Source organism: Psychrobacillus mangrovi (assembly GCF_037104765.1).
GTDB lineage: Bacteria > Bacillota > Bacilli > Bacillales_A > Planococcaceae > Psychrobacillus > Psychrobacillus mangrovi.
Map to the genome: position 1 here is coordinate 40,106 of NZ_JBAWSY010000003.1, position 19,600 is coordinate 59,705.

Annotated in this window: 19 protein-coding genes and 1 other annotated feature (1 of these 20 only partly in view); of the genes, 16 read left to right on the forward strand and 3 right to left on the reverse strand. The window is 35.4% G+C overall.

Translation table 11 applies throughout. The annotated features are described in order from the left end of the window. Positions 1-90 (reverse strand) — a binding site (T-box leader) (it extends 139 nt beyond the left edge of the window). A gap of 24 nt (positions 91-114) precedes the next feature. After that, positions 115-1,377 carry a BaiN/RdsA family NAD(P)/FAD-dependent oxidoreductase gene (locus tag WAX74_RS06160; RefSeq protein ID WP_336496782.1) on the reverse strand — a complete coding sequence of 421 codons (1,263 nt, stop codon included), beginning with the start codon at positions 1,375-1,377 and terminating at the stop codon, positions 115-117. A gap of 104 nt (positions 1,378-1,481) precedes the next feature. Here WAX74_RS06160 and WAX74_RS06165 point away from each other — a divergent pair, with 104 nt between their 5' ends. Together WAX74_RS06165 and WAX74_RS06170 are read left to right on the forward strand one after the other, a co-directional pair. Further along, positions 1,482-3,095: a putative polysaccharide biosynthesis protein gene (locus WAX74_RS06165; protein WP_336496783.1), complete on the forward strand. Its 1,614-nt coding sequence runs from the start codon at positions 1,482-1,484 to the stop codon at positions 3,093-3,095. 9 nt (positions 3,096-3,104) lie between these two features. After that, positions 3,105-3,827, forward strand: coding sequence for a pseudouridine synthase (locus WAX74_RS06170; protein ID WP_336496784.1), 723 nt, complete (start codon positions 3,105-3,107; stop codon positions 3,825-3,827). A 29-nt stretch (positions 3,828-3,856) separates the two neighbouring features. Here WAX74_RS06170 and WAX74_RS06175 read toward each other — a convergent pair whose 3' ends face one another. After that, the gene (locus WAX74_RS06175; protein WP_336496785.1) at positions 3,857-4,078 is read right to left on the reverse strand and encodes a DeoR family transcriptional regulator; all 222 of its coding nucleotides are present in this window, start codon (positions 4,076-4,078) and stop codon (positions 3,857-3,859) included. 410 nt (positions 4,079-4,488) lie between these two features. Between WAX74_RS06175 and pepV the strand changes: the two genes are divergently transcribed. The 7 genes from pepV to WAX74_RS06210 are packed head-to-tail and all read left to right on the forward strand — an operon-like array spanning position 4,489 to position 10,733. Then, complete coding sequence (gene pepV / locus WAX74_RS06180) at positions 4,489-5,904, forward strand: dipeptidase PepV (RefSeq protein ID WP_336496786.1); 1,416 nt, start codon at positions 4,489-4,491, stop codon at positions 5,902-5,904. Continuing rightward, positions 5,897-6,748, forward strand: coding sequence for a D-amino-acid transaminase (gene dat, locus WAX74_RS06185; RefSeq protein WP_336496787.1), 852 nt, complete (start codon positions 5,897-5,899; stop codon positions 6,746-6,748). The genes pepV and dat overlap by 8 nt, the downstream gene beginning before the upstream one ends. Further along, positions 6,745-7,287: an RNA 2',3'-cyclic phosphodiesterase gene (thpR, locus tag WAX74_RS06190; protein ID WP_336496788.1), complete on the forward strand. Its 543-nt coding sequence runs from the start codon at positions 6,745-6,747 to the stop codon at positions 7,285-7,287. The genes dat and thpR overlap by 4 nt, the downstream gene beginning before the upstream one ends. Before the next feature lie 4 nt (positions 7,288-7,291). Continuing rightward, positions 7,292-8,272 (forward strand): nuclease-related domain-containing protein, encoded by a 981-nt coding sequence (locus WAX74_RS06195; RefSeq protein ID WP_336496789.1) that lies wholly within the window; start codon positions 7,292-7,294, stop codon positions 8,270-8,272. Continuing rightward, on the forward strand, positions 8,265-9,209 hold the full coding sequence (locus WAX74_RS06200; protein WP_336496790.1) for a diacylglycerol/lipid kinase family protein: 945 nt from the start codon (positions 8,265-8,267) through the stop codon (positions 9,207-9,209). Before WAX74_RS06195 ends, WAX74_RS06200 begins: the two co-directional genes overlap by 8 nt. Further along, positions 9,209-9,850, forward strand: a complete 642-nt coding sequence (gene trmB / locus WAX74_RS06205) for a tRNA (guanosine(46)-N7)-methyltransferase TrmB (protein WP_336496791.1) — start codon at positions 9,209-9,211, stop codon at positions 9,848-9,850. Before WAX74_RS06200 ends, trmB begins: the two co-directional genes overlap by 1 nt. Positions 9,851-9,890: 40 nt before the next feature. Beyond that, the gene (locus WAX74_RS06210) at positions 9,891-10,733 is read left to right on the forward strand and encodes a YtnP family quorum-quenching lactonase (RefSeq protein ID WP_336496792.1); all 843 of its coding nucleotides are present in this window, start codon (positions 9,891-9,893) and stop codon (positions 10,731-10,733) included. Positions 10,734-11,652: 919 nt separating this feature from the next. On the opposite strand, the gene WAX74_RS06215 is transcribed toward WAX74_RS06210, so the two are convergent. Continuing rightward, positions 11,653-11,967, reverse strand: coding sequence for a hypothetical protein (locus tag WAX74_RS06215; RefSeq protein WP_336496793.1), 315 nt, complete (start codon positions 11,965-11,967; stop codon positions 11,653-11,655). A gap of 173 nt (positions 11,968-12,140) precedes the next feature. On the opposite strand from WAX74_RS06215, the gene WAX74_RS06220 reads away from it, so the two are divergent. The 7 genes from WAX74_RS06220 to WAX74_RS06250 all read left to right on the forward strand — a co-directional run bounded on the left by WAX74_RS06220 (position 12,141) and on the right by WAX74_RS06250 (position 19,485). Beyond that, positions 12,141-13,214, forward strand: a complete 1,074-nt coding sequence (locus WAX74_RS06220; RefSeq protein ID WP_336496794.1) for a M42 family metallopeptidase — start codon at positions 12,141-12,143, stop codon at positions 13,212-13,214. Between the two features lie 182 nt (positions 13,215-13,396). Then, entirely contained in the window at positions 13,397-13,924 is a 528-nt protein-coding gene (locus WAX74_RS06225) for a DUF84 family protein (RefSeq protein WP_336496795.1), read from the forward strand. Positions 13,925-14,047: 123 nt separating this feature from the next. Next, positions 14,048-14,560, forward strand: coding sequence for a hypothetical protein (locus WAX74_RS06230; RefSeq protein WP_336496796.1), 513 nt, complete (start codon positions 14,048-14,050; stop codon positions 14,558-14,560). Between the two features lie 12 nt (positions 14,561-14,572). Next, entirely contained in the window at positions 14,573-14,884 is a 312-nt protein-coding gene (locus WAX74_RS06235; protein ID WP_336496797.1) for a thioredoxin family protein, read from the forward strand. Positions 14,885-14,944: 60 nt separating this feature from the next. Then, entirely contained in the window at positions 14,945-15,760 is an 816-nt protein-coding gene (locus tag WAX74_RS06240) for a DUF1444 family protein (RefSeq protein ID WP_336496798.1), read from the forward strand. Then, entirely contained in the window at positions 15,757-16,362 is a 606-nt protein-coding gene (ytpR, locus tag WAX74_RS06245; RefSeq protein ID WP_336496799.1) for a YtpR family tRNA-binding protein, read from the forward strand. The genes WAX74_RS06240 and ytpR overlap by 4 nt, the downstream gene beginning before the upstream one ends. A 408-nt stretch (positions 16,363-16,770) precedes the next feature. Then, on the forward strand, positions 16,771-19,485 hold the full coding sequence (locus WAX74_RS06250; RefSeq protein WP_336496800.1) for a DNA translocase FtsK: 2,715 nt from the start codon (positions 16,771-16,773) through the stop codon (positions 19,483-19,485). Positions 19,486-19,600: the final 115 nt, after the last annotated feature.

The window sequence follows — 19,600 nt, forward strand, 5'->3', positions numbered from 1 at the left end:
CCATTCACTTAATGTCATGCACTGACTTGCACCAAGCGTCAGCTCTCTGGAGCATTTCATAAAGCTACTATTCTTCCTCATTGCTTGTTACAACACATTGTATAATAAATAGTTTTAAAATTCAATCGATTTCGCAGCGCTCATTCCTGCGATTTTACCAGTAACAAGGGCTGACGTAATATTATAGCCACCTGTATAGCCATGAATATCAAGTATTTCTCCACAAAAATATAGACCAGGTTTTTTCTTTGAAGCCATTGTTTTAGGTTCAATTTCTTTGATAGAAACACCTCCACCAGTTACAAATGCTTTCTCGAGAGGTTGTGTTCCATATACATTTACTGTAAATTGCTTCAACTGATGAGCTAGTGATCGAACCTTTTCATTTGAAAGATTTTGTCCATCTTCACCTTCTTGAATACCTGCTTGTTGTAATAAAAACAAAAGCCATCTTTCTGGTACAAGTCCTTTCCATACGTTTTTCACAGCTTTTTTTGGTTCCTCTTTAATTGAAGAGAGGAGAGATTGGAAAGTTTGTTCCACGTTTTGGTCTGGCATGCTATCTATACGAATTTCTACTTGCTCACCGCCATTTTTCTTTTGCTCTTTTACGACAAACTGGCTGCAACGTAATATAGCTGGACCACTTAATCCAAAATGAGTGAAGAGCATGTCCATTTGGTGAGTTATAATTGCTTTTCCTTTTTTATTTAACACTGAAACTGCAACATCTCGTAATGCAAGTCCTTGAAGTTCTTTTGACTTGATAAATGACTCATTGGATAGTAATGGAACCTCCGTAGGATATAGATCAGTAACTGTATGGCCAGCTTTTTGAGCCCATGGATATCCATCGCCTGTAGAACCAGTTTGTGGTACTGCCTTACCACCGACTGCCACAACAACTGCATGAGCAGTAATTTCTTCGCCAGTTTCAAGACGTACTCCAATAATCTTTTCATCATTCATTAATAATTTGGCAGCTGGTGAGTTTAATTTAATTTCAACTTTTAATCGTTTTAATTCATCTAGGAGAGCATTCACTACATCCATTGCTTTATTGGATACAGGAAACATTCTTCCATGATCCTCTTCTTTTAGATGGACACCAAGATTTTCAAAAAAGGAAATAATATCTTCATTATTGAAAACGGAGAAAGGGCTATATAAAAATCTTCCGTTACCAGGAATATTTTTGACAATTTCTTCTTGAGGAAGTCGATTGGTCACATTACAACGCCCACCTCCTGATATTGCTAGTTTTTTGCCAAGCTTTGACCCTTTTTCAATTAATAATACCTGTTTATTTTCTGCTCCAGCAGCGGCTGCTGCCATTAATCCCGAGGGACCCCCGCCGATTACAATTACGTCATACATAATAAGTTCACACTTTCATTTTTTTCTTAAGTATACATCATTGTGGTTTTGTTTCTACAGATGTAAACTATTAGATAGACATTTCTTAGGATTGGACGGTTTTTATGGCTTCGAATTTATTAAAAGGGACGATGATTTTAACAATCGGTCTCTTATTATCTAGAATATTAGGCGTTCTTTATGTAATCCCTTTTTATCAATTAATCGGGGAAAAGTATATAGTACTTTACCAATACGCATATGTCCCTTATTCAATAATGTTGGCCATTGCAGTATCTGGAGTCCCTATTGCAGTTTCAAAATTTGTTTCAAAGTATAATGCACTAGGAGATTACGCAACAGGACGAAAATTAGTAAAATCAAGTATGTTACTTATGTGTGTGACAGGTGTACTAGGATTTCTTCTTCTTTATATAATGGCAGAGCCAATCGCTCACCTTGTCATAAAAGATAAAGATGCTTTTTTCTCCATTAAGGATGTAGCATCCGTTATTAGATATGTTAGTTTTGCAGTGATAGTTGTACCTGTTATGAGTTTAATAAGAGGTTTTTTTCAAGGTTATCAACATATGACCCCGACTGCAGTATCACAGTTATTTGAGCAAGTAGTAAGAATTTTATTTGTTCTAGCTGGTGCTTTTATTGTTATGAAGGTATTTAAAGGTTCCGAGAAAACAGCTGTTTCTTTCGCCGTTTTTGCAGCATTTTTAGGTGCGATTGCTAGTTTAGTTGTATTGTATTGGTATTGGAAGAAGTTAAAACCAGAATATAATGCCTTACTAGAAAAAAGCGGAAATTTGACATCTGATGTATCGTTAAAAAATATATATAAAGAAATTTTGGTTTACACTGTTCCATTCGCTTTAGTAGGGGTAATTAATCCACTCTTTCAATTTATCGATATGATTACATTTAACCGTGCAATGACAATGATTGGGAAAGCAGCAGTTTCCGATACATATTTAGGTATGTTGAACTTCACTTCACATAAGCTTGTAATGATACCAGTCATGTTGGCTACAGGCTTTTCTATGACACTCATTCCTCTCATTACTAGTTATTATGCCAAACAGGATTTCAGTAATGTTAGAAAATCATTAGATCAAGCTTTTCAAATTTTATTATTTTTAACATTGCCAGCTGCGTTAGGTATTTCGGTTTTAGCTGATGAATTTTATACAGTATTTTATGAGAAAAGCGACGTTGGGGCAACAGTGCTGGCACATTATGCACCTGTTGCAATACTGTTTGCTCTGTATCCAGTGACTACTTCTATTTTGCAAGGGATTGACCGTCAAAAACTAATTATCCTCAACTTATTGATTGGTATTTTAACAAAGCTCGTATTAAATACGCCATTTATTAAGATGTTTGAAACGGATGGTGCTATTTTAGCCACATCTGCTGGTTACATTGTTGCTATTGCTTTAAATATGGTTGCTATTGGAAAAACATTGCATTATCAATCTACAATGGTGATCAGACGTATTTTTCTTATTTCAATTGTAACGGCAATTATGTTATGTATAGTATCCATCGTAAGATGGGGTATTGGGCAAGTGTTTACGATTGATGGAAAATTAGAATCGTTACTAGTTATCTTTGTTTGTGCTTCGATTGGAGCAGTTTTTTACGGCTTTGTAACTTTAAGATTAGGACTTGCACAAAAGCTTTTTGGCGAGAGAATTACCCGTTTTACGAAAAAATTTGGTTTTTAGGAGTATGACATGCGATTAGATAAATTTCTAGCACATATGGGATTTGGAACAAGGAAAGAAGTAAAAGAATTAATTAAATCAAAAGCTATACAAGTAAATGATGTCATTGTAAAAGATAGTTCTATGCATGTGAAAGAAAGCATAGATAAAGTTGCTGTTTATGGAGAAGAAATCGAGTATAGAGAATTTATCTACTTAATGTTAAATAAGCCTGCGGGAGTAGTATCTGCTACAGAAGATACGAGAGATCGAACTGTGATTGATTTATTAGAGGATGATGTACGTCATTTTCAGCCATACCCCGTTGGTAGACTTGATAAGGATACTGTAGGGTTGCTGTTATTAACGAATGACGGTGCTTTAACGCATCGTCTCCTTTCTCCGAATAAGAACGTGCCGAAAGTATATTATGCAGAGGTTGAGGGCATGGTGGACGAGACGGACGTACAGGCATTTTTGGAAGGTGTAACATTAGATGATGGCTATAAAACCAAGCCAGGTATGTTGGAAATTTTAAGTAAAGGACCAGTGTCAGAAATTGAATTAACTATAACAGAAGGAAAGTTTCATCAAGTAAAAAGAATGTTCGAATCAGTAGGAAAGAAAGTAGTTTATCTTAAAAGGCTCTCAATGGGACCGTTAAATTTAGATGAATCTCTTAAAGAAGGGCATTATAGAGAACTTACCGAAGAAGAATTAGAGGCTTTACAGCAAAAGAATGACCAGGCTTAGGCTAGGTCATTCTTTTCATATGGGGAAATCTAAGATGTCAATTTAACGCGTTTGTTCGTCGTGGTCCATTTGCCTCTTGTTGGGCTAATGACTAAGTCATTAAAGGCAAGTACATTCAAATCTCGTTGAATCGTGCGAGGAGTGATGCCAAATTCATCGACTAAATCTTGTGTTGTAACAGTTCCGTGATCACGGATGAACATATACATATCTTTAATTCGATTGAGCATCCGATCAGTAGTTGGTTTCATAAGTAACCACTCCTTCATCATCATATCTCGTGGCAAGACTAGCGGACGACATGGGTGAAAAGCAACTATATAATTGCAATTTACAGCCCCTTTACTATATTGGTAGTCAGTCATATGTTTTCTGACAATTTAATTATAGTAGATTTTCGAGAAAATTTCTATAAAAAACAGTTAATTTACAAAAACTTCATATTATTGCTTAATGAAATATATGAAAAAATAGAGGTAAAATGAGCATTATTTGAGATATTAACAGTGAAGAAATTCCTTAAGTAGAAGGTGAAATAGTATAGGAAGCAATAAGTTTTAATTAATCTGAAGAAAAGAAGACTGAAAATGCCTTCTTTTTTGTGTTTTATACTCGGAAAAAAGTGTAGAATAACGTTATAGGATGGGTAGGAGGGATAATAATGAATTGGTTAGAATTAGCGGAACAAAAAAGAACGGAAATAATTAAAGAGCTTCAAAAATTGATTCAAATTCCTAGTGTACTTGATGAAAAAGCAGCTACAGAAGAAATGCCTTTCGGGCCAAAACCCCTTGATGCTCTTAATCATATGTTAAGAGAAGGAAAAAGTGAAGGCCTAGTTATTAAAAATATTGATAATATGGCTGGACATATTGAAATGGGTGAAGGAGAAGAAACTTTGGGTATTCTCTGTCATGTGGATGTAGTACCAGTTGGAGAAGGCTGGACTTATCCTCCATTTGAAGGCGTTGTAGTAGATGATAAAGTTTATGGTCGTGGGGCAATTGATGATAAGGGTCCAACTATTGCAGCCTGGATGGCAATGAAGTTGGTTAAGGAATCTGGAATTCCTTTACATAAAAAAGTAAGACTAATCATTGGAACGGATGAAGAGAGCGGCTTCCGTTGTGTAAAACGATATTTTGAAAAAGAACCGATGCCTGAAATAGGATTTGCACCAGATGCTGATTTCCCAATTATTAACGCAGAAAAAGGAATTGCAAATCTAATCTTTACACAAACAGGTTCTACCGAAACAGAAACTATTCAATTTTTTCAAGCAGGAAAGCGGACAAATATGGTCCCTGACGAGGCCTTTGCTCTTATCTTCGGAGGACTTCATTCTATTAAACAAAAATTCATTGAATTCTCCGCTGAACTTGATTTTAATGGAGAGGTAACTCAAGAAGGGCCAATGGTTAAAGTATTTGTACGAGGAAAATCTGCACATGCGATGGAGCCCGATGAAGGGATAAATGCAGCGATATTACTTGCTAAATTTTTACAAACTGTTCCTTTAACTCCTCACTCGAAAGCATTCGTAGACTTTTTAGTACTTGGCTTTGGTGAAGAAAGTAGGGGGCATGCTTTATCGCTTAACTTTACGGATGAAGTTTCTGGAGATACAACATTAAATCCAGGAGTTATTCATTATGCCCCAGCTCAAGGGTCGTGTACACAAGTAAGTATGCGTTATTCAGTAAGTTATCCATTTGAGGAAAAATTGAGTGCATGTCGAGAGACCCTTCAAGATGTAGGGATCACTCTTGATCTTGGCTCTAATTCCAAGCCACATTATGTCGATAAAGAAGATATACTTATTAAAACATTACAAAAAGTATATGAGCGACAAACTGGAGAAGAGGCAAAGCTCTTATCTATTGGTGGAGGTACTTATGCAAGGGTTCTGAAAAATGGAGTTGCATTTGGAATGCTATTCCCAGGAAGAAAGGACTTAGCACATCAATTAGATGAATATGTAGATATAGATGATTTAGTTAAAGCAACTGCAATTTATGCAGATGCAATCGTAGAACTAGCAGGAAAAAATACTACAGAGGTGAAAACTAATGGCTAAAATTTTATGGAATGATCAAATCGTTAGTGAAGAAGAAGTAAAAATTGGATATGAAGATCGTGGGTACCAATTTGGTGATGGAATTTATGAAGTAATTAAAATTTATAATGGAGATGTATTTACTGCTACAGAACATATTGACCGATTGTATGCAAGTGCTGATAAGATCCAGTTAGTTATCCCGTATACAAAAGATGTACTCCATAAAATGCTACACGAGTTAATCGAAACGAATGAAGTCCAAAACGGACATATTTATTTGCAAGTCACACGTGGGATTAGTCCGAGACAGCATAATTTTCCTACAACTGCTGTTGATTCTGTTCTTACAGCGTATATAAAAGAAACGAGTCGTCCTCTCGCTCAACTTGAAAACGGAGTAAAAGCATGTTTTGTAGAGGATATTCGTTGGCTTCGTTGTGACATAAAATCGCTGAACCTTTTAGGAAATGTTTTGGCAAAACAAGAAGCTATAAGCAAAGATTGCTATGAAGCTATTCAACATCGTGGGGAAGTAATAACTGAGGGGTCTTCATCCAATATATATGGCATTAAAGATGGTGTGCTTTATACACATCCAGTAAGTAATCTTATATTAAATGGAATAACAAGAAAAGTAATTTTAGATTGCTGTGAAGAAATAGGGCTACCAGTAGTAGAAGAAGCATTTACAAAAGCACAAGCTTTGGAAATGGATGAAATTATTATGTCTTCTACAAATGCTGAAGTAATGCCAATTGTTTCTGTTGACGAAAAACCAATTGGAAATGGTATACGTGGAGAATGGACTCAAAAAATACAACAAGCGTTTGAGTTAAAAATCCCTTCATCCATCGGCGTATGAATACACATTACTTTATAGGAATTAAAATTCCACCAACGCTTGCAACTTCTATCATAGAAGAAAGAAATAAAACTAATTTACATGAGACTTATAAGACGTTGCCGTTTAAAGAGGATTTGCATATTACTTTATTTTATACTGGGGCAATGGAGAGCAAAAAAATGGATCAAATAATCCAGTCGTTACAAAAAATCGACTGGAGTTCTTTTGATCTAACAACGAATGGACACGCTCATTTTGGGAGCAATCGAACACCGAGAGTAGTATATACTGCATTAGAAGAAAGTAACTCATTAAAATTGTTACAACAACAGGTTGTAAATACCTTAACGGATAGTATAAATACAGATCATACTAAAGATTTTAACGCTCATATTACGATTGCAAAGAAATTTGCGTCCAATGGATTACTGTCAATAGAAGATTTTCACTTGCCTAAGACAACTTTTGAAGTTAGTAGTTTTAGTGTATTTAGAATAAACCCAAATAGTAAACCCCGGTATGAGGAGATTGCTTCTATTAGATGCAAAGGAGGGTAAGTGAATGGCTCAGCTAGTAAAGCTACAGGACTATATTTCAAGATATCAAGTTGATTTAAAACGATATCCAACACAATTTGTGCGATTAAAAAAGCAACAATGGGAACGTACTAAAGCAGAATGGGAAAGTGGATCGTTCGACTCCTCTTGGTTGGAAAAAGATGAAGAAGTAGAACTTCCTGAAAAGAAATCTTTATTCTCAAAGCTCTTCAATCGTAAACAGCACGAAAATATGGAAGATACAGGATGGGAAGAATCGGAATTACTTGAAGAAGAGGTGATTCCGGAAGAATCGACCATGTTAAATTTTCAACCAAATATTATTTACAACCCAAAATCAAAAGAAGAATTAAAGCAAATGTACTTAAATCAGCTATTTCATTTTCAATTGAAGTGGGCAAGCTCGACTTTACGTGAAAAGTCTTATGTAGATCCAAAGTTTATGCGAGATACTTTATTACGTACCTTCATTTTACAGCTACCAGATAATTATTTTTTATTTTATTATCCAATATTAAAACTAAAAAAAGCACCGGTTGAATTAGAAGTCATTTTGATATTACCTACAGAAATTATATGTCTTGTTGTTTTAGAAGGTAGAGAATTAGATGCTTTTATAGGAAGTAGCGATCGTTTTTGGATTCGAAAAAGTGGTGAGGAAGAAAAGAAGGTTTTGAGTCCTATGGTAAGTTTAAATCGGATGGAATCTATTTTAATGCAAATAATTAAAAAAGAAGAAATCGATTTGCCAATAAGGAAAGTAGTGCTTTCAAGAAATGGGTATATTGATTATCCTGGAACATCTTTCAACACTCAATTTATAGATACAAGAAAGTTTCCAGAATGGTTTAGAACTTTAAGATCTTCTCCATCTCCAATGAAGCATATGCAATTTAAAGCTGCACAAACAATACTTGACTTAGCTCAAACTACATCCTATTCAAGATCAGGTTGGGAAGTAGACAGTGAGGAACGGGATGAATAAGGTAGTCTTTATTTTAAATGAACATGCTGGTCGTGGACGAGCAAAAAAAATATGGGCTTCATGGAAAGAGAAAATTGACTTTCCTTATACTTGTTACGTGACTGAATATAGAGGCCATGCTACCAATATAGCAAGAGAATGCGCACAATATAGAGAAGGAGATTTATTAATTATAGCTATAGGCGGTGATGGTACCGTTCACGAAATTATTTCAGGAATTACAAATTATGATCACGTTCGAGTCGGAGTTATTTCTGCAGGTAGTGGAAATGATTTTGGTCGGACTTTTTCTGTTTTCAAAACCGTTGAACAGTTACAGATGTATGCGAGGAATCTTTATACATATGAAAAATTAGACTTTGGGTTATTAACAACAAAAGAAAACAAATTTGGATTTGTGAATAATGCAGGTTTTGGGTTTGATGCAAAAGTAGGTCATTCAGTAAATAATTCATCTTGGAAAAAGTGGTTAAATGTTTTGGGGTTAGGGAAAATAGCGTACATTCTATTTGTAGTTAAAGAGCTTTTAACATTTACAAGATTTTCATTCACTTTACATACGGGGAAAGATACGTTAAAGTTTGATGATGTTTGGTTCTTTGTTGTATGCAATCAGCCTTTTTTTGGTGGTGGAATGAAAATATCACCTCAATCCCGACCAAATGATCAATTAATTGAAATGACTGTAGTAAGTAAATTAGCAAAATGGAAGCTTCTCTTTATTTTCGGAACTGTGTTTTTTGGGAAACATACAAAATATAAAGAAGTAAAACAATTTCAAGCTAGTAATTTTACGATTATGATGCATGATCAAGTATATGGTCATGTAGATGGAGAATTCTCATGTTTAACGGAGCCCGATCACCGTTATTCTTTTTCAGTTCAATCAAAAGCTTGGAATTTAGCGAAACCAATAAGTAAAGGAGTTAAAAAATAATGAGGTTAAGACATAAACCATGGGCAGAAGATTTTATTAATTCTCATCCAGAAATTCTTATTCAAAACCCTGAAGAATTAAAAGGTAAATGGGATTCTGAATTTAAAAATGACCATCCTCTTCACATTGAAGTTGGGACTGGTAAAGGACAGTTTATTACAGGAATGGCCAAACAAAATCCGGATATTAATTATATAGGAATAGAGCTTTATGATAAAGTAATCGTTTCGGCACTTGAAAATGCCATAACCGCACAACCATTGCCAAATTTACGATTGCTTAAGGTAAACGGTGCAGATTTAGCAAAGTATTTTGAGAAAAATGATGTAGACCGTGTTTATTTAAATTTTTCTGATCCGTGGCCAAAAGTTAGACATGAGAAGAGACGTTTGACACATGAAGGATTTTTGAGATTATATGAATCTATTTTAGTAGATAACGCCGAAATTCATTTTAAAACAGACAATCGAGGATTATTTGAATACTCTTTAGTTAGTATGTCAGCTTATGGCATGTTAATTAAGGATGTTTCGCTTGATTTACATGTAAATATGCCAGAAGATAATATTATGACAGAGTATGAAGAAAAGTTTTCTGCAAAGGGACAACCAATCTATCGAGTAGAAGCAAAATACGTATAAAATGTTTAAGCGTTGACGATATCGATTAGGGGGAGAGAGAATGGATACGTTTCAATTTCACAATATGACACTAACTTGGCTTAAAGGCGGTACTACGTTCATGGATGGGGGAGCCATGTTCGGTGTTGTACCAAAGCCATTATGGGAAAAGAAATATCCTGTAAACGAATTAAACCAAATTGAGTTACCGTCAGATCCGCTATTTATCCAATACAATGGGCACAACATCGTAATGGAAGCGGGGCTTGGCTACGGTAAGTTTACAGAAAAACAAATAAGAAACTACGGTATAACTGATCAATCTCAGGTGGAGGATAACCTTGTGCAACTTGGTGTATTACCAGAAGAGATTGACATTATTATCATGACTCACCTCCATTTTGATCATGCTTGTGGGCTAACAAAGTGGGAGAATGATAGGTTGGTTTCTAGTTTTCCAAATGCGAAAATTTATGTTTCTGATGTTGAGTGGAATGAAATGAGAAATCCAAATATTCGTTCACGAAATACATACTGGAAAGAAAACTGGGAGCCAATTGAAGGACAGGTTGTTCCATTTTCAGGTTCATTAGAAATAGTGGATGGAATAGAAATGATTCACACTGGTGGTCATAGTGATGGGCATAGTATTGTTTTACTTAAGCAAAATGGAGAAACGATTATTCATATGGCAGATTTAATGCCAACTCATGCACACCAAAATCCTTTGTGGGTGTTGGCATACGATGATTATCCGATGACTTCCGTCTTTGCAAAAGAAAAATGGTTGAACGAAGCCTTAAGTAATAATTATTGGTTCTGTTTTTACCATGATGCTTTTTATCGTATGATCAAATGGTCAGAGGATGGAAAAGAAATAATAGAAAAATTAGACCGAACTTGATAAAAAATCAGCTGCACGCTTGTCTAGTGCAGCTGATTTTTTTATTTTGGCTTGCTTTAAAGAGTGTGTTTTTTTCAATTTATAGTGTAGAACACGGATGTGCGCTTGCCGCACGCTACGCATGAGCCTCCGCAGAATGAGTCGCTCTTACGTCGCTTCCGCATCCTTTACGGGGTTTCATTCTTCGCGCTCCTGCGGCTGTTAGGCGCACATCCTAAAAGCACCCGTTTATACAGAATCACTTAATTCAATAAGTAAAACCAGAATCCCCTATTCAAGTCTGTAATTATCATCGACACTAATAATGGAATCTACTTTACTTATAAGAGAATATACTGGCATTCGCGCCTTGCCCCCGCCACATGATAATGTTGATCAGTGAGTCTCATTTATCTATTTGTAAAATCTCCATGTATGGACTTAAATTGAAGGTTTCTTGGGTTGAAATCATGGAGAAGCGACTACCTGCATTTACTTTTTATTTATTTACAAGAAAACGATATTTTTTAGACAGAGAAAGGCTTAATTTTAAGCATGCAATAGTTGATTTTCGTTTTAGGCGGCGACTCCAGCCGGAAAAGCATGAGCTGAAGACCCTGGACTGAGCGAAGCGAAGGAAGCGGCTGAAGCCATGTCGGCGGAAAGCGTCCGCCTGGAACGGAAATCAACGGGGCACACACAAAAAGCGAGTATGTGAACAAAATATCGTTCACATACTCGCTAAGAGATACCTTGAAGAGTATTTCAGTGTCCTCCACGACAAGTCGTGTGAGACAAGCTAGCGAATAAAACGGCTTCTGCGGATATGCGGTCCTATTGTTGGTTTTTATATGTTCAGTCTATGTGTACTTTGATTGGAAATTCGGATGTGTTTCCACACGCTACACATTAGTTTAAAAAATTCTCTATTTTAAATTTATTATACTTTTACTAACTCCACAACAGTTCCTGTTTTTGTGTCTGCGGAAAATTCAAATTGCTCGAGTTCGCCATTTCGAACACGAGAAATACCACCTTTATATACATTCGTATGGATTGCTTCATTAGTGAAAGGCTCTGGGCTCATATAAATCCAAGAACCATCAATCGGCCCTTCTTGTATAAATGAATTTTTTATTTCTTTTAAAACTAGCTCTGGAGATCGATTAATATTCAATTTATTAGCTGCTTGACTAGCAATAATACCGATTACAATCCCAGAACCTAGACCCATCATATAATCACGAATTTTCAATGTGATACTCCTCCTTACGTCTTTTTTTTAGTGTATCATACATCCTTATTCAAATAAATTTTTCGAATGTCGAAGTTTTAAAGTAGTAAACGATTCAAGCTTTTATTACAATAAGAAGAGGAATATTAATTATATTATATAAATTTGACCAAAGCTTTAGGAGGCTTTTACAAATGAATGAAGAAACGCGCTCACTATTTAAAACCTTAACAGAACTTCCTGGAGCACCAGGAAATGAACATGCGGTACGTTCATTTATGCGAAGTGAACTTTCCAAGTATTCAGATGAAATCGTGCAAGATAATTTAGGAGGCATTTTCGGATTAAAAAAAGGGGATGAAAATGGTCCGAAAATTTTAGTAGCTGGTCATATGGATGAAGTTGGCTTTATGGTTTCAGGTATCACAGATAATGGAATGATTCGATTTCAAACATTAGGCGGTTGGTGGAGTCAAGTTTTACTTGCGCAACGAGTAGATATTGTTACGAAGGATAGAACAATTCCAGGAGTTATCGGATCTATTCCTCCTCATTTATTAAGCGATGAGATGAGAAATAAACCAATGGACGTTAAAAATATGTTAATTGATGTTGGTGCAGACGACAAAGAAGATGTGAATCGCATGGGAATTAGACCGGGAGATCAAATAGTTCCTGTTTGTTCATTCACACCAATGGCAAATGATAAAAAGATTATGGCTAAAGCATGGGATAATCGATATGGTTGTGGTCTTGCGATCGAGCTAATGAAAGAAGTCCAAAATGAGCAATTACCTAATATGCTTTATTCAGGTGCAAATGTTATGGAGGAAGTTGGTCTGCGTGGTGCACAAGCATCGGCTAATATGATTCAACCAGATCTATTCTTTGCGTTAGATGCAAGCCCTGCAAATGATGCCTCAGGTAATAAAAATGAATTTGGTCAACTTGGAAAAGGAGCTCTCTTACGTATTTTTGACCGTACAATGGTAACACATCGAGGCATGAGAGAGTTTGTATTAGACACAGCAGAAACACATAAAATCCCGTATCAATATTTTATCTCACAAGGTGGTACAGATGCAGGAAGAGTCCATACTTCTAATGAAGGTATACCTAGTGCGGTTATAGGTATCTGCTCACGTTATATTCATACTTCAGCTTCGATTATCCATACAGATGATTACGCAGCAGCTAAGGAACTCATTACTAAGTTAGTGAAATCATGTGACCGAACAACTTTAGAAACAATTAAAGCAAACGTATAACACCTAAAAAGAAAGGAGCCGAAAATTTGAATGATTTCGGCTCCTAATTTATATTATGTTAATAATTATTGTTTTTTCCTTCAGAGAAAATAAGCACTAGAGGTATCAGTGTTCATTTTTATAATGGGAAAATAGAATACATACTGAAAACATATACTTTTACTAGAGTGGAGAAAATATGTATGAGAATATTAATAGGAACCAATAATAGAGCTAAAACCAAAGCAGTAATAACTATTTCAACAATGTATTATCCAAATGCAGAATTTGAGAATAAGGATGTCCCGTCACTTGTATCAAATCAGCCAATGAGTGATGAGGAAACGCGAAAAGGCGCTATCAATCGCGCGAAGCACTTGATGCTGGAGAATGTTGACGCCGACTTTGGAGTAGGATTAGAGGGCGGCGTGAAAGAAATAGATGGGACTATGTATGTTTGCAATTGGGGTGCCCTTGTAACAAAAGAAGGGAAAGTTTTTTCAGCAACAGGGGCGGGTGTACCTCTGCCGTATGAAATTGCTGATCAGTTGAAGGCAGGTGCGGAACTTGGGCCAGTAATGGACGTCTATACTAATAAGAATGATATTCGTCATTCTGAAGGCGCAATTGGTATATTTACAAATGGTCTTGTGTCAAGAAGTGCAATGTTTGAGCATATTATGTTATTACTTATAGGTCAATACGAACTTTCTAAAAAGCTATTAGATTAATGAAGGCTGCATCAAAGATTTTTTAGACTACTACATAGAAAATGTGAAAGTAGCCTGTAGTTGCAAGTGTTGAAAATCATCTATAAAATATATAGAAGTTATGCTGTGAATGGAGGAAAGTAAATGGCTCGAAAATGGATGCGGTTATGTATCGCGTCACTAGCTGTCATTTTATTAGCAAGTTGTTCTTCAGTGGAAGAACAAGCAGTAGATGGCATGGAAAATGCAAAAACAGTGTTTCAAGAAGATGCAGAAAAGCCCAATGAAACAGTAGATAAATTGAAAATCTTTTTGCCTAGTGGATTTTCTATTGAAGATGATTCAGATCAAACGAACATTCTTTTATCTAAAGGCAACGATTCTTATATTTTATTTGTTAATCCCAATGAACTTCCTGGAAGTCAATTATATTTTGATTTAATGATGGCTAATACTAATTTAAAAATAGTTGAAAAAGATACATTTGAACAAAACGGAAGATTTGGTTTTGCTGCAATTATTCAAAGTAGTGAAGAAAATTTTGAACTTATTACTAGTATAGGCGGGATAAAGCTCACTACTATATCAAAACAACAAAATATCGCTTCTAATTTAGAGAAAATGATGATGATTGTAAGGTCTATTTCAACTGACTAAGGAGGAAAAAGAATGAAAAGCCTAAATTCAGTAGAGGAATTTGATCAACTGAAACAAGAAAGTAAGGTAGTATTCAAATTTACTGCCGACTGGTGTCCAGACTGTCATTTCATTGATCCATTTATGGATGAAGTAGAAGGGGAATTTTCAGACTTTCAATTTGTTTCTGTAGATCGTGATAAATTTATAGACCTCTGTATTCAATTAGATGTTTTTGGAATTCCTAGCTTCATCGTATTTGATAATGGAGAAGAAAAAGGACGTTTTGTTAGTAAAGACCGCAAAACAAGAGAGGAAATCGAATCTTTTCTTCAAACAATCTAACAACAACAAAGCGGTTCACAAAAAGTGGACCGTTTTATTTTTGAGAAAGAAGGAATAACAATGAAAGCACAAGAACTAATACGTCTATTGAAAACAAACCTATCGGAAGACACATTTCTTTACGAATTTAATAGAGAAACAAATAAACTTAGATTAACCCATAAAACGCTTCATAAAGGTATAGATATTTCTATTCCACCTATTTTGGCAAAATATGAAACAAAAAAAGAATTAGCCATTGAAGAAGTAATGTATACTATACAACAAACATTTCAGGCTATGGAAAAAGAAATTTTTGGCGATATAGATCCTTCTTCTTCCGTATATCCGGTCATTCGCTCGACTTCTTTCCCTGAGAAATCAAATGAAGGCAATCGATTCATTACGAAAGAACATACTGCAGAAACAAGAATTTATTATGCGTTAGATCTTGGAAAAACATATCGGCTACTAGATGAGAAAATGCTAGAGAGCTGGGGTATACGGGAAACTGAAATACGTGAAAGAGCTCTATTTCAGGTTCGAAATTTAGTAAATAATTTTAAAAAAGATGAAGTGGCCGGAAATATTTTTTATTTTTTCAATAATAATGATGGGTATGATGCAAGTAGAATACTTAATGAATCTCTTTTAAAAGATATGAAAAAGTTAATTGTTGGAGATATGACTATTTCTGTACCCCATCAAGATGTTATGATAATTGGTGATATAAGAAATGAGACAGGGTATGATGTTTTGGCACAAATGACGATGCACTTTTTTACAGTTGGAACTGTACCCATTACTTCTTTATCATTTATATATGAAAATGCAGATTTAGAGCCGATATTTATTATGGCAAAAAATCGAGTAGCGAAGGAGAAAGAAGAAAAATGAATGTTTTTTACAACCAAAATGGAGTTGGAGATGTATTGTTGCTTCAATTAACATCAGAAAAAGTTGAAAAAGTAGTTACAGAAACAAAAGGTGATGTAACGCTTATTAAAAATGCGAATTCTAATGAAGTATTAGCTATTAATATTTTTGAATTTAGTAAATATGCCGAGATTCAAGAAAACGGAAATATAACTTTAACGGAAGAATTAGTAGCTAAACTTGAACAAGTTCTACAATCTAACGAAGTAGATTATAAATTGGATGTAGATCTTTCACCAAAATTTGTAGTGGGTTATGTAGAATCGTTAGAACAACATCCAAATGCTGACAAATTAAAAGTTTGCCAAATAAACATTGGTGAAAGTAATTTGCAAATTGTTTGTGGAGCACCGAATGTGGATGCAGGGCAAAAAGTGGTTGTTGCGAAAGTGGGGGCAGTAATGCCATCTGGAATGGTTATTAAGGATGCGGAATTACGAGGTGTGGCATCAAGTGGAATGCTATGCTCCGCTAGAGAATTAGCTTTACCAAACGCACCGGAAGTAAAGGGCATTCTAATATTGGACGAGCAATCAGAAGTTGGAAGTGCATTTTTTCAATAAACTTATCAGATTGAAGACAAAAGGTAGTTGGAATAAGTTAATTCCAACTACCTTTTAAAGTTTTTCTACTTTTCGATCACTCACCCTCTATCCCTCAAGATTATTCTGCCTTACAATTATAAATATGAATAATTTAATAGAAAAGAAGGATTTTATTGCTTTGGAAAAGTGTTGCCAAAGAGATAAATACGCTATTGGCTAGCCTAAACGGCTTTGCACTCTCTCACTGAAAGGGAGCGGTAAGCTTCGAAAAACTTGATTTATGTTTTTTCAAGTTCGTCTACAATCTGAGAAGTGCTCCTTTTGTCATGTACTTTTTTTCAAATTCATTTCAAATTCTTTAAAATAAGGACGTTAAGTGTTTTTATTGGTAAAATAAAATGTATCTATTAGAAAGAGTTGATGAAATTGAATTGGTTTAAAAAATTATTTGCAACAAATGAAGTAGAAGATAAAGAAACCGAACAAGTGGCTAAACAGGAAGTATTCGATACAACCTCTAAAACGAAAACACCTTTTCGTTTTCCATTAATACCGGATGAAGAAAAAGATCAATTTTTGTTTGGAGAGCCAAAAGTAGAAAAAGTTATTGAGCCAATGATGAAAGAAAAACATAAGAGAGAAGACGAAACATATAAACCTCTTCATACACGAGAACTGTGGCAACAAAGAAAACAACAGTCTGTCGTACATCGAGCACCTAAAAAAGAAATACCAGTCGCACCACGAACACCTAAAAAAGAAGTAATAGAAGGAACAGTTAACGAAAGACGTAAAAAGGCTTTTACGCCAACACAAGTTCCTTCACCAGTTTTTGGATTTTCAAAAAGACAGGAAAATAAAATAGACGAGACAAGTGAACAAACCAAATTTGAGCAAGTAACACATAAAGAGCCAACAGCATTATTCTCACCAACACAAGTTCCTTCACCAGTTTTTGGATTTTCGAAAAGACAGGAAAATAAAGTGGAAGAGCCAATTGAAACAATACAAGTTGAGCGAGAATTAGTTATGGAAGAAACTGCTGTAACTATTGCTCCAACACAAGCAGAGGTTGATGAAGTAGAAGTAACACCTATAGTTTCAGAAACTATTGCTGAGGCGGAAGATAAAGCCGTTGAAGTAATGGACAAACCTTTAGAAATTGTTGAAGAAACACCAAAAGTAGAGATGAAAGAAACTGCTGTAACTGTTGCCCCAACACAAGCAGAAGTTGATGAAGTGGAAGTAGCACCCATAGTATCAGAACCAATTGCTGAAGCGGAAGATAAAGCCATTGAAGTAATGGACAACCCTATAGAAATAGGTGAAGAAACAAAGGATACACCTAAAGAAAACATTCGACCATTTAATGTACTAATGCTTAAATCAGATAAGGAAAAAGTAAATAACCTAGTAAAAGAAACGACTAAGATTGCTCCAACACAAGCAGAGGTTGATGAAGCAGAAGTAGCACCTATAGTTTCAGAACCTTTAGGTGAAGTGGAAGATAAAGCCGTTGAAGTAATGGACAACCCTATAGAAATAGTTGAAGAAACAAAAGTTACACCAAAAGAGAACATTCGACCATTTAATGTACTAATGCTTAAATCAGATAAGGAAAAAATGAATAAGCTAGTAGAAGAAACGACTATGATTGCTCCTGAAATAAAAGCGGTTGCTACCCAACCATTTGAGGATGTTAAGAAAACGCAATCTCAACCAGAACATTCCGAATATGAAAGACCTGATCTTAACTATTTATTACCTCCAGAAATGAAAAATGAAGATACTGAATGGATGGAAGAACAAGCATTTACACTTATTGAAGCACTATCCCATTTCCAAGTTTCTGGAGAAATTGTTCAAATGTTTCAAGGTCCTGCAGTAACTCAATTTGAGATAACTGTTGGCCATGGGACAAAAGTTAGTAAAATTCGTAATTTAGCGGATGATTTAAAACTTGCTCTTGCTGCAAAAGATATACGTATCCAAGCACCAATTCCGGGGAAAAGTTCTATTGGAATTGAAATCCCAAATAGAAAATCACGAGCTGTTCGATTATCAGAAGTAATCAATTCAAGTGTGTTCTTAGATTCTGATTCTCCTCTAGAAGCTGCCTTGGGATTAAATCTTACGGGGAAACCAGTGACGCTTGATTTACGAAAAATGCCTCATGGCCTAATTGCCGGTGCGACAGGATCAGGTAAGTCAGTATTTATTAATTCGTTACTCGTAAGTCTTTTATATAAAGCAACTCCTGAAGAAGTGAAACTTTTATTAATTGATCCTAAAATGGTAGAACTCGCGCCATTTAATCATATTCCTCATCTTGTAAGCCCCGTTATTACAGATGTCAAAGCAGCAACTGCCGCTTTGAAATGGGCGGTAGATGAGATGGAAAGACGCTATCAATTGTTTGCACATATAGGTGTACGAGATATTAGTAGATACAATACATTAGCAACAGAAAAGCGACAATTTGCACAGAAGTTGCCTTATATCGTCATTGTAATAGACGAACTTGCAGATTTGATGATGATGGCCCCTACTGAAGTGGAGGATGCTATTTGTCGTATTGCCCAAAAAGCTAGAGCTTGTGGTATTCATTTAGTATTAGCGACTCAAAGGCCATCAGTAGATGTTATTACGGGACTTATTAAAGCGAACATTCCTACACGTATTGCTTTTTCTGTTTCTTCGCAAATTGATTCTCGAACTATATTAGATCAGCAAGGAGCAGAAAGATTACTAGGGAAAGGGGATATGCTTTACCAAGGAAATGGCATGTCCAGTCCAGTAAGGATACAAGGAACATTCGTTACGGATGATGAGATTGAGAATGTTATTGATTATGCAAGAACTCAAGGAACACCTGAGTACATGTTTGAGCAAGAAGAATTACTTCAAAAGGCAGAGAATGTAACAGAACAGGATGAAATCTTTGAGGAAGCATGTCGATTTGTTGTGGAGCAAGGATCCGCATCCACCTCATTATTACAACGGAAGTTCCATTTGGGCTATAACAGAGCCGCTAGATTAATAGATGCTATGTACGAAAATGGATATATTACGGAGCAAAAGGGTAGTAAAGCTAGAGAAGTGCTACTTACTAACGAAAGTCTTGAACAAATATTTAGTTAATATAGTTTATTAATATTACCGACTAAATAATGATATAATTGGGAATACGTCTACCAAGACGAAGTATACTATCGATAACTGTTTTATGCATATAAGTGGGGATAATCCCAGGAGG

What these genes read in the sequence shown, in the direction of transcription:
- WAX74_RS06160 (WP_336496782.1), bottom strand. Translation starts at nt 1,377, where the DNA reads ATGTATGACGTAATTGTAATCGGCGGGGGTCCCTCGGGATTAATGGCA.
- WAX74_RS06165 (WP_336496783.1), top strand. Translation starts at nt 1,482, where the DNA reads ATGGCTTCGAATTTATTAAAAGGGACGATGATTTTAACAATCGGTCTC.
- WAX74_RS06170 (WP_336496784.1), top strand. Translation starts at nt 3,105, where the DNA reads ATGCGATTAGATAAATTTCTAGCACATATGGGATTTGGAACAAGGAAA.
- WAX74_RS06175 (WP_336496785.1), bottom strand. Translation starts at nt 4,078, where the DNA reads ATGAAACCAACTACTGATCGGATGCTCAATCGAATTAAAGATATGTAT.
- pepV (WP_336496786.1), top strand. Translation starts at nt 4,489, where the DNA reads ATGAATTGGTTAGAATTAGCGGAACAAAAAAGAACGGAAATAATTAAA.
- dat (WP_336496787.1), top strand. Translation starts at nt 5,897, where the DNA reads ATGGCTAAAATTTTATGGAATGATCAAATCGTTAGTGAAGAAGAAGTA.
- thpR (WP_336496788.1), top strand. Translation starts at nt 6,745, where the DNA reads ATGAATACACATTACTTTATAGGAATTAAAATTCCACCAACGCTTGCA.
- WAX74_RS06195 (WP_336496789.1), top strand. Translation starts at nt 7,292, where the DNA reads ATGGCTCAGCTAGTAAAGCTACAGGACTATATTTCAAGATATCAAGTT.
- WAX74_RS06200 (WP_336496790.1), top strand. Translation starts at nt 8,265, where the DNA reads ATGAATAAGGTAGTCTTTATTTTAAATGAACATGCTGGTCGTGGACGA.
- trmB (WP_336496791.1), top strand. Translation starts at nt 9,209, where the DNA reads ATGAGGTTAAGACATAAACCATGGGCAGAAGATTTTATTAATTCTCAT.
- WAX74_RS06210 (WP_336496792.1), top strand. Translation starts at nt 9,891, where the DNA reads ATGGATACGTTTCAATTTCACAATATGACACTAACTTGGCTTAAAGGC.
- WAX74_RS06220 (WP_336496794.1), top strand. Translation starts at nt 12,141, where the DNA reads ATGAATGAAGAAACGCGCTCACTATTTAAAACCTTAACAGAACTTCCT.
- WAX74_RS06225 (WP_336496795.1), top strand. Translation starts at nt 13,397, where the DNA reads ATGAGAATATTAATAGGAACCAATAATAGAGCTAAAACCAAAGCAGTA.
- WAX74_RS06230 (WP_336496796.1), top strand. Translation starts at nt 14,048, where the DNA reads ATGGCTCGAAAATGGATGCGGTTATGTATCGCGTCACTAGCTGTCATT.
- WAX74_RS06235 (WP_336496797.1), top strand. Translation starts at nt 14,573, where the DNA reads ATGAAAAGCCTAAATTCAGTAGAGGAATTTGATCAACTGAAACAAGAA.
- WAX74_RS06240 (WP_336496798.1), top strand. Translation starts at nt 14,945, where the DNA reads ATGAAAGCACAAGAACTAATACGTCTATTGAAAACAAACCTATCGGAA.
- ytpR (WP_336496799.1), top strand. Translation starts at nt 15,757, where the DNA reads ATGAATGTTTTTTACAACCAAAATGGAGTTGGAGATGTATTGTTGCTT.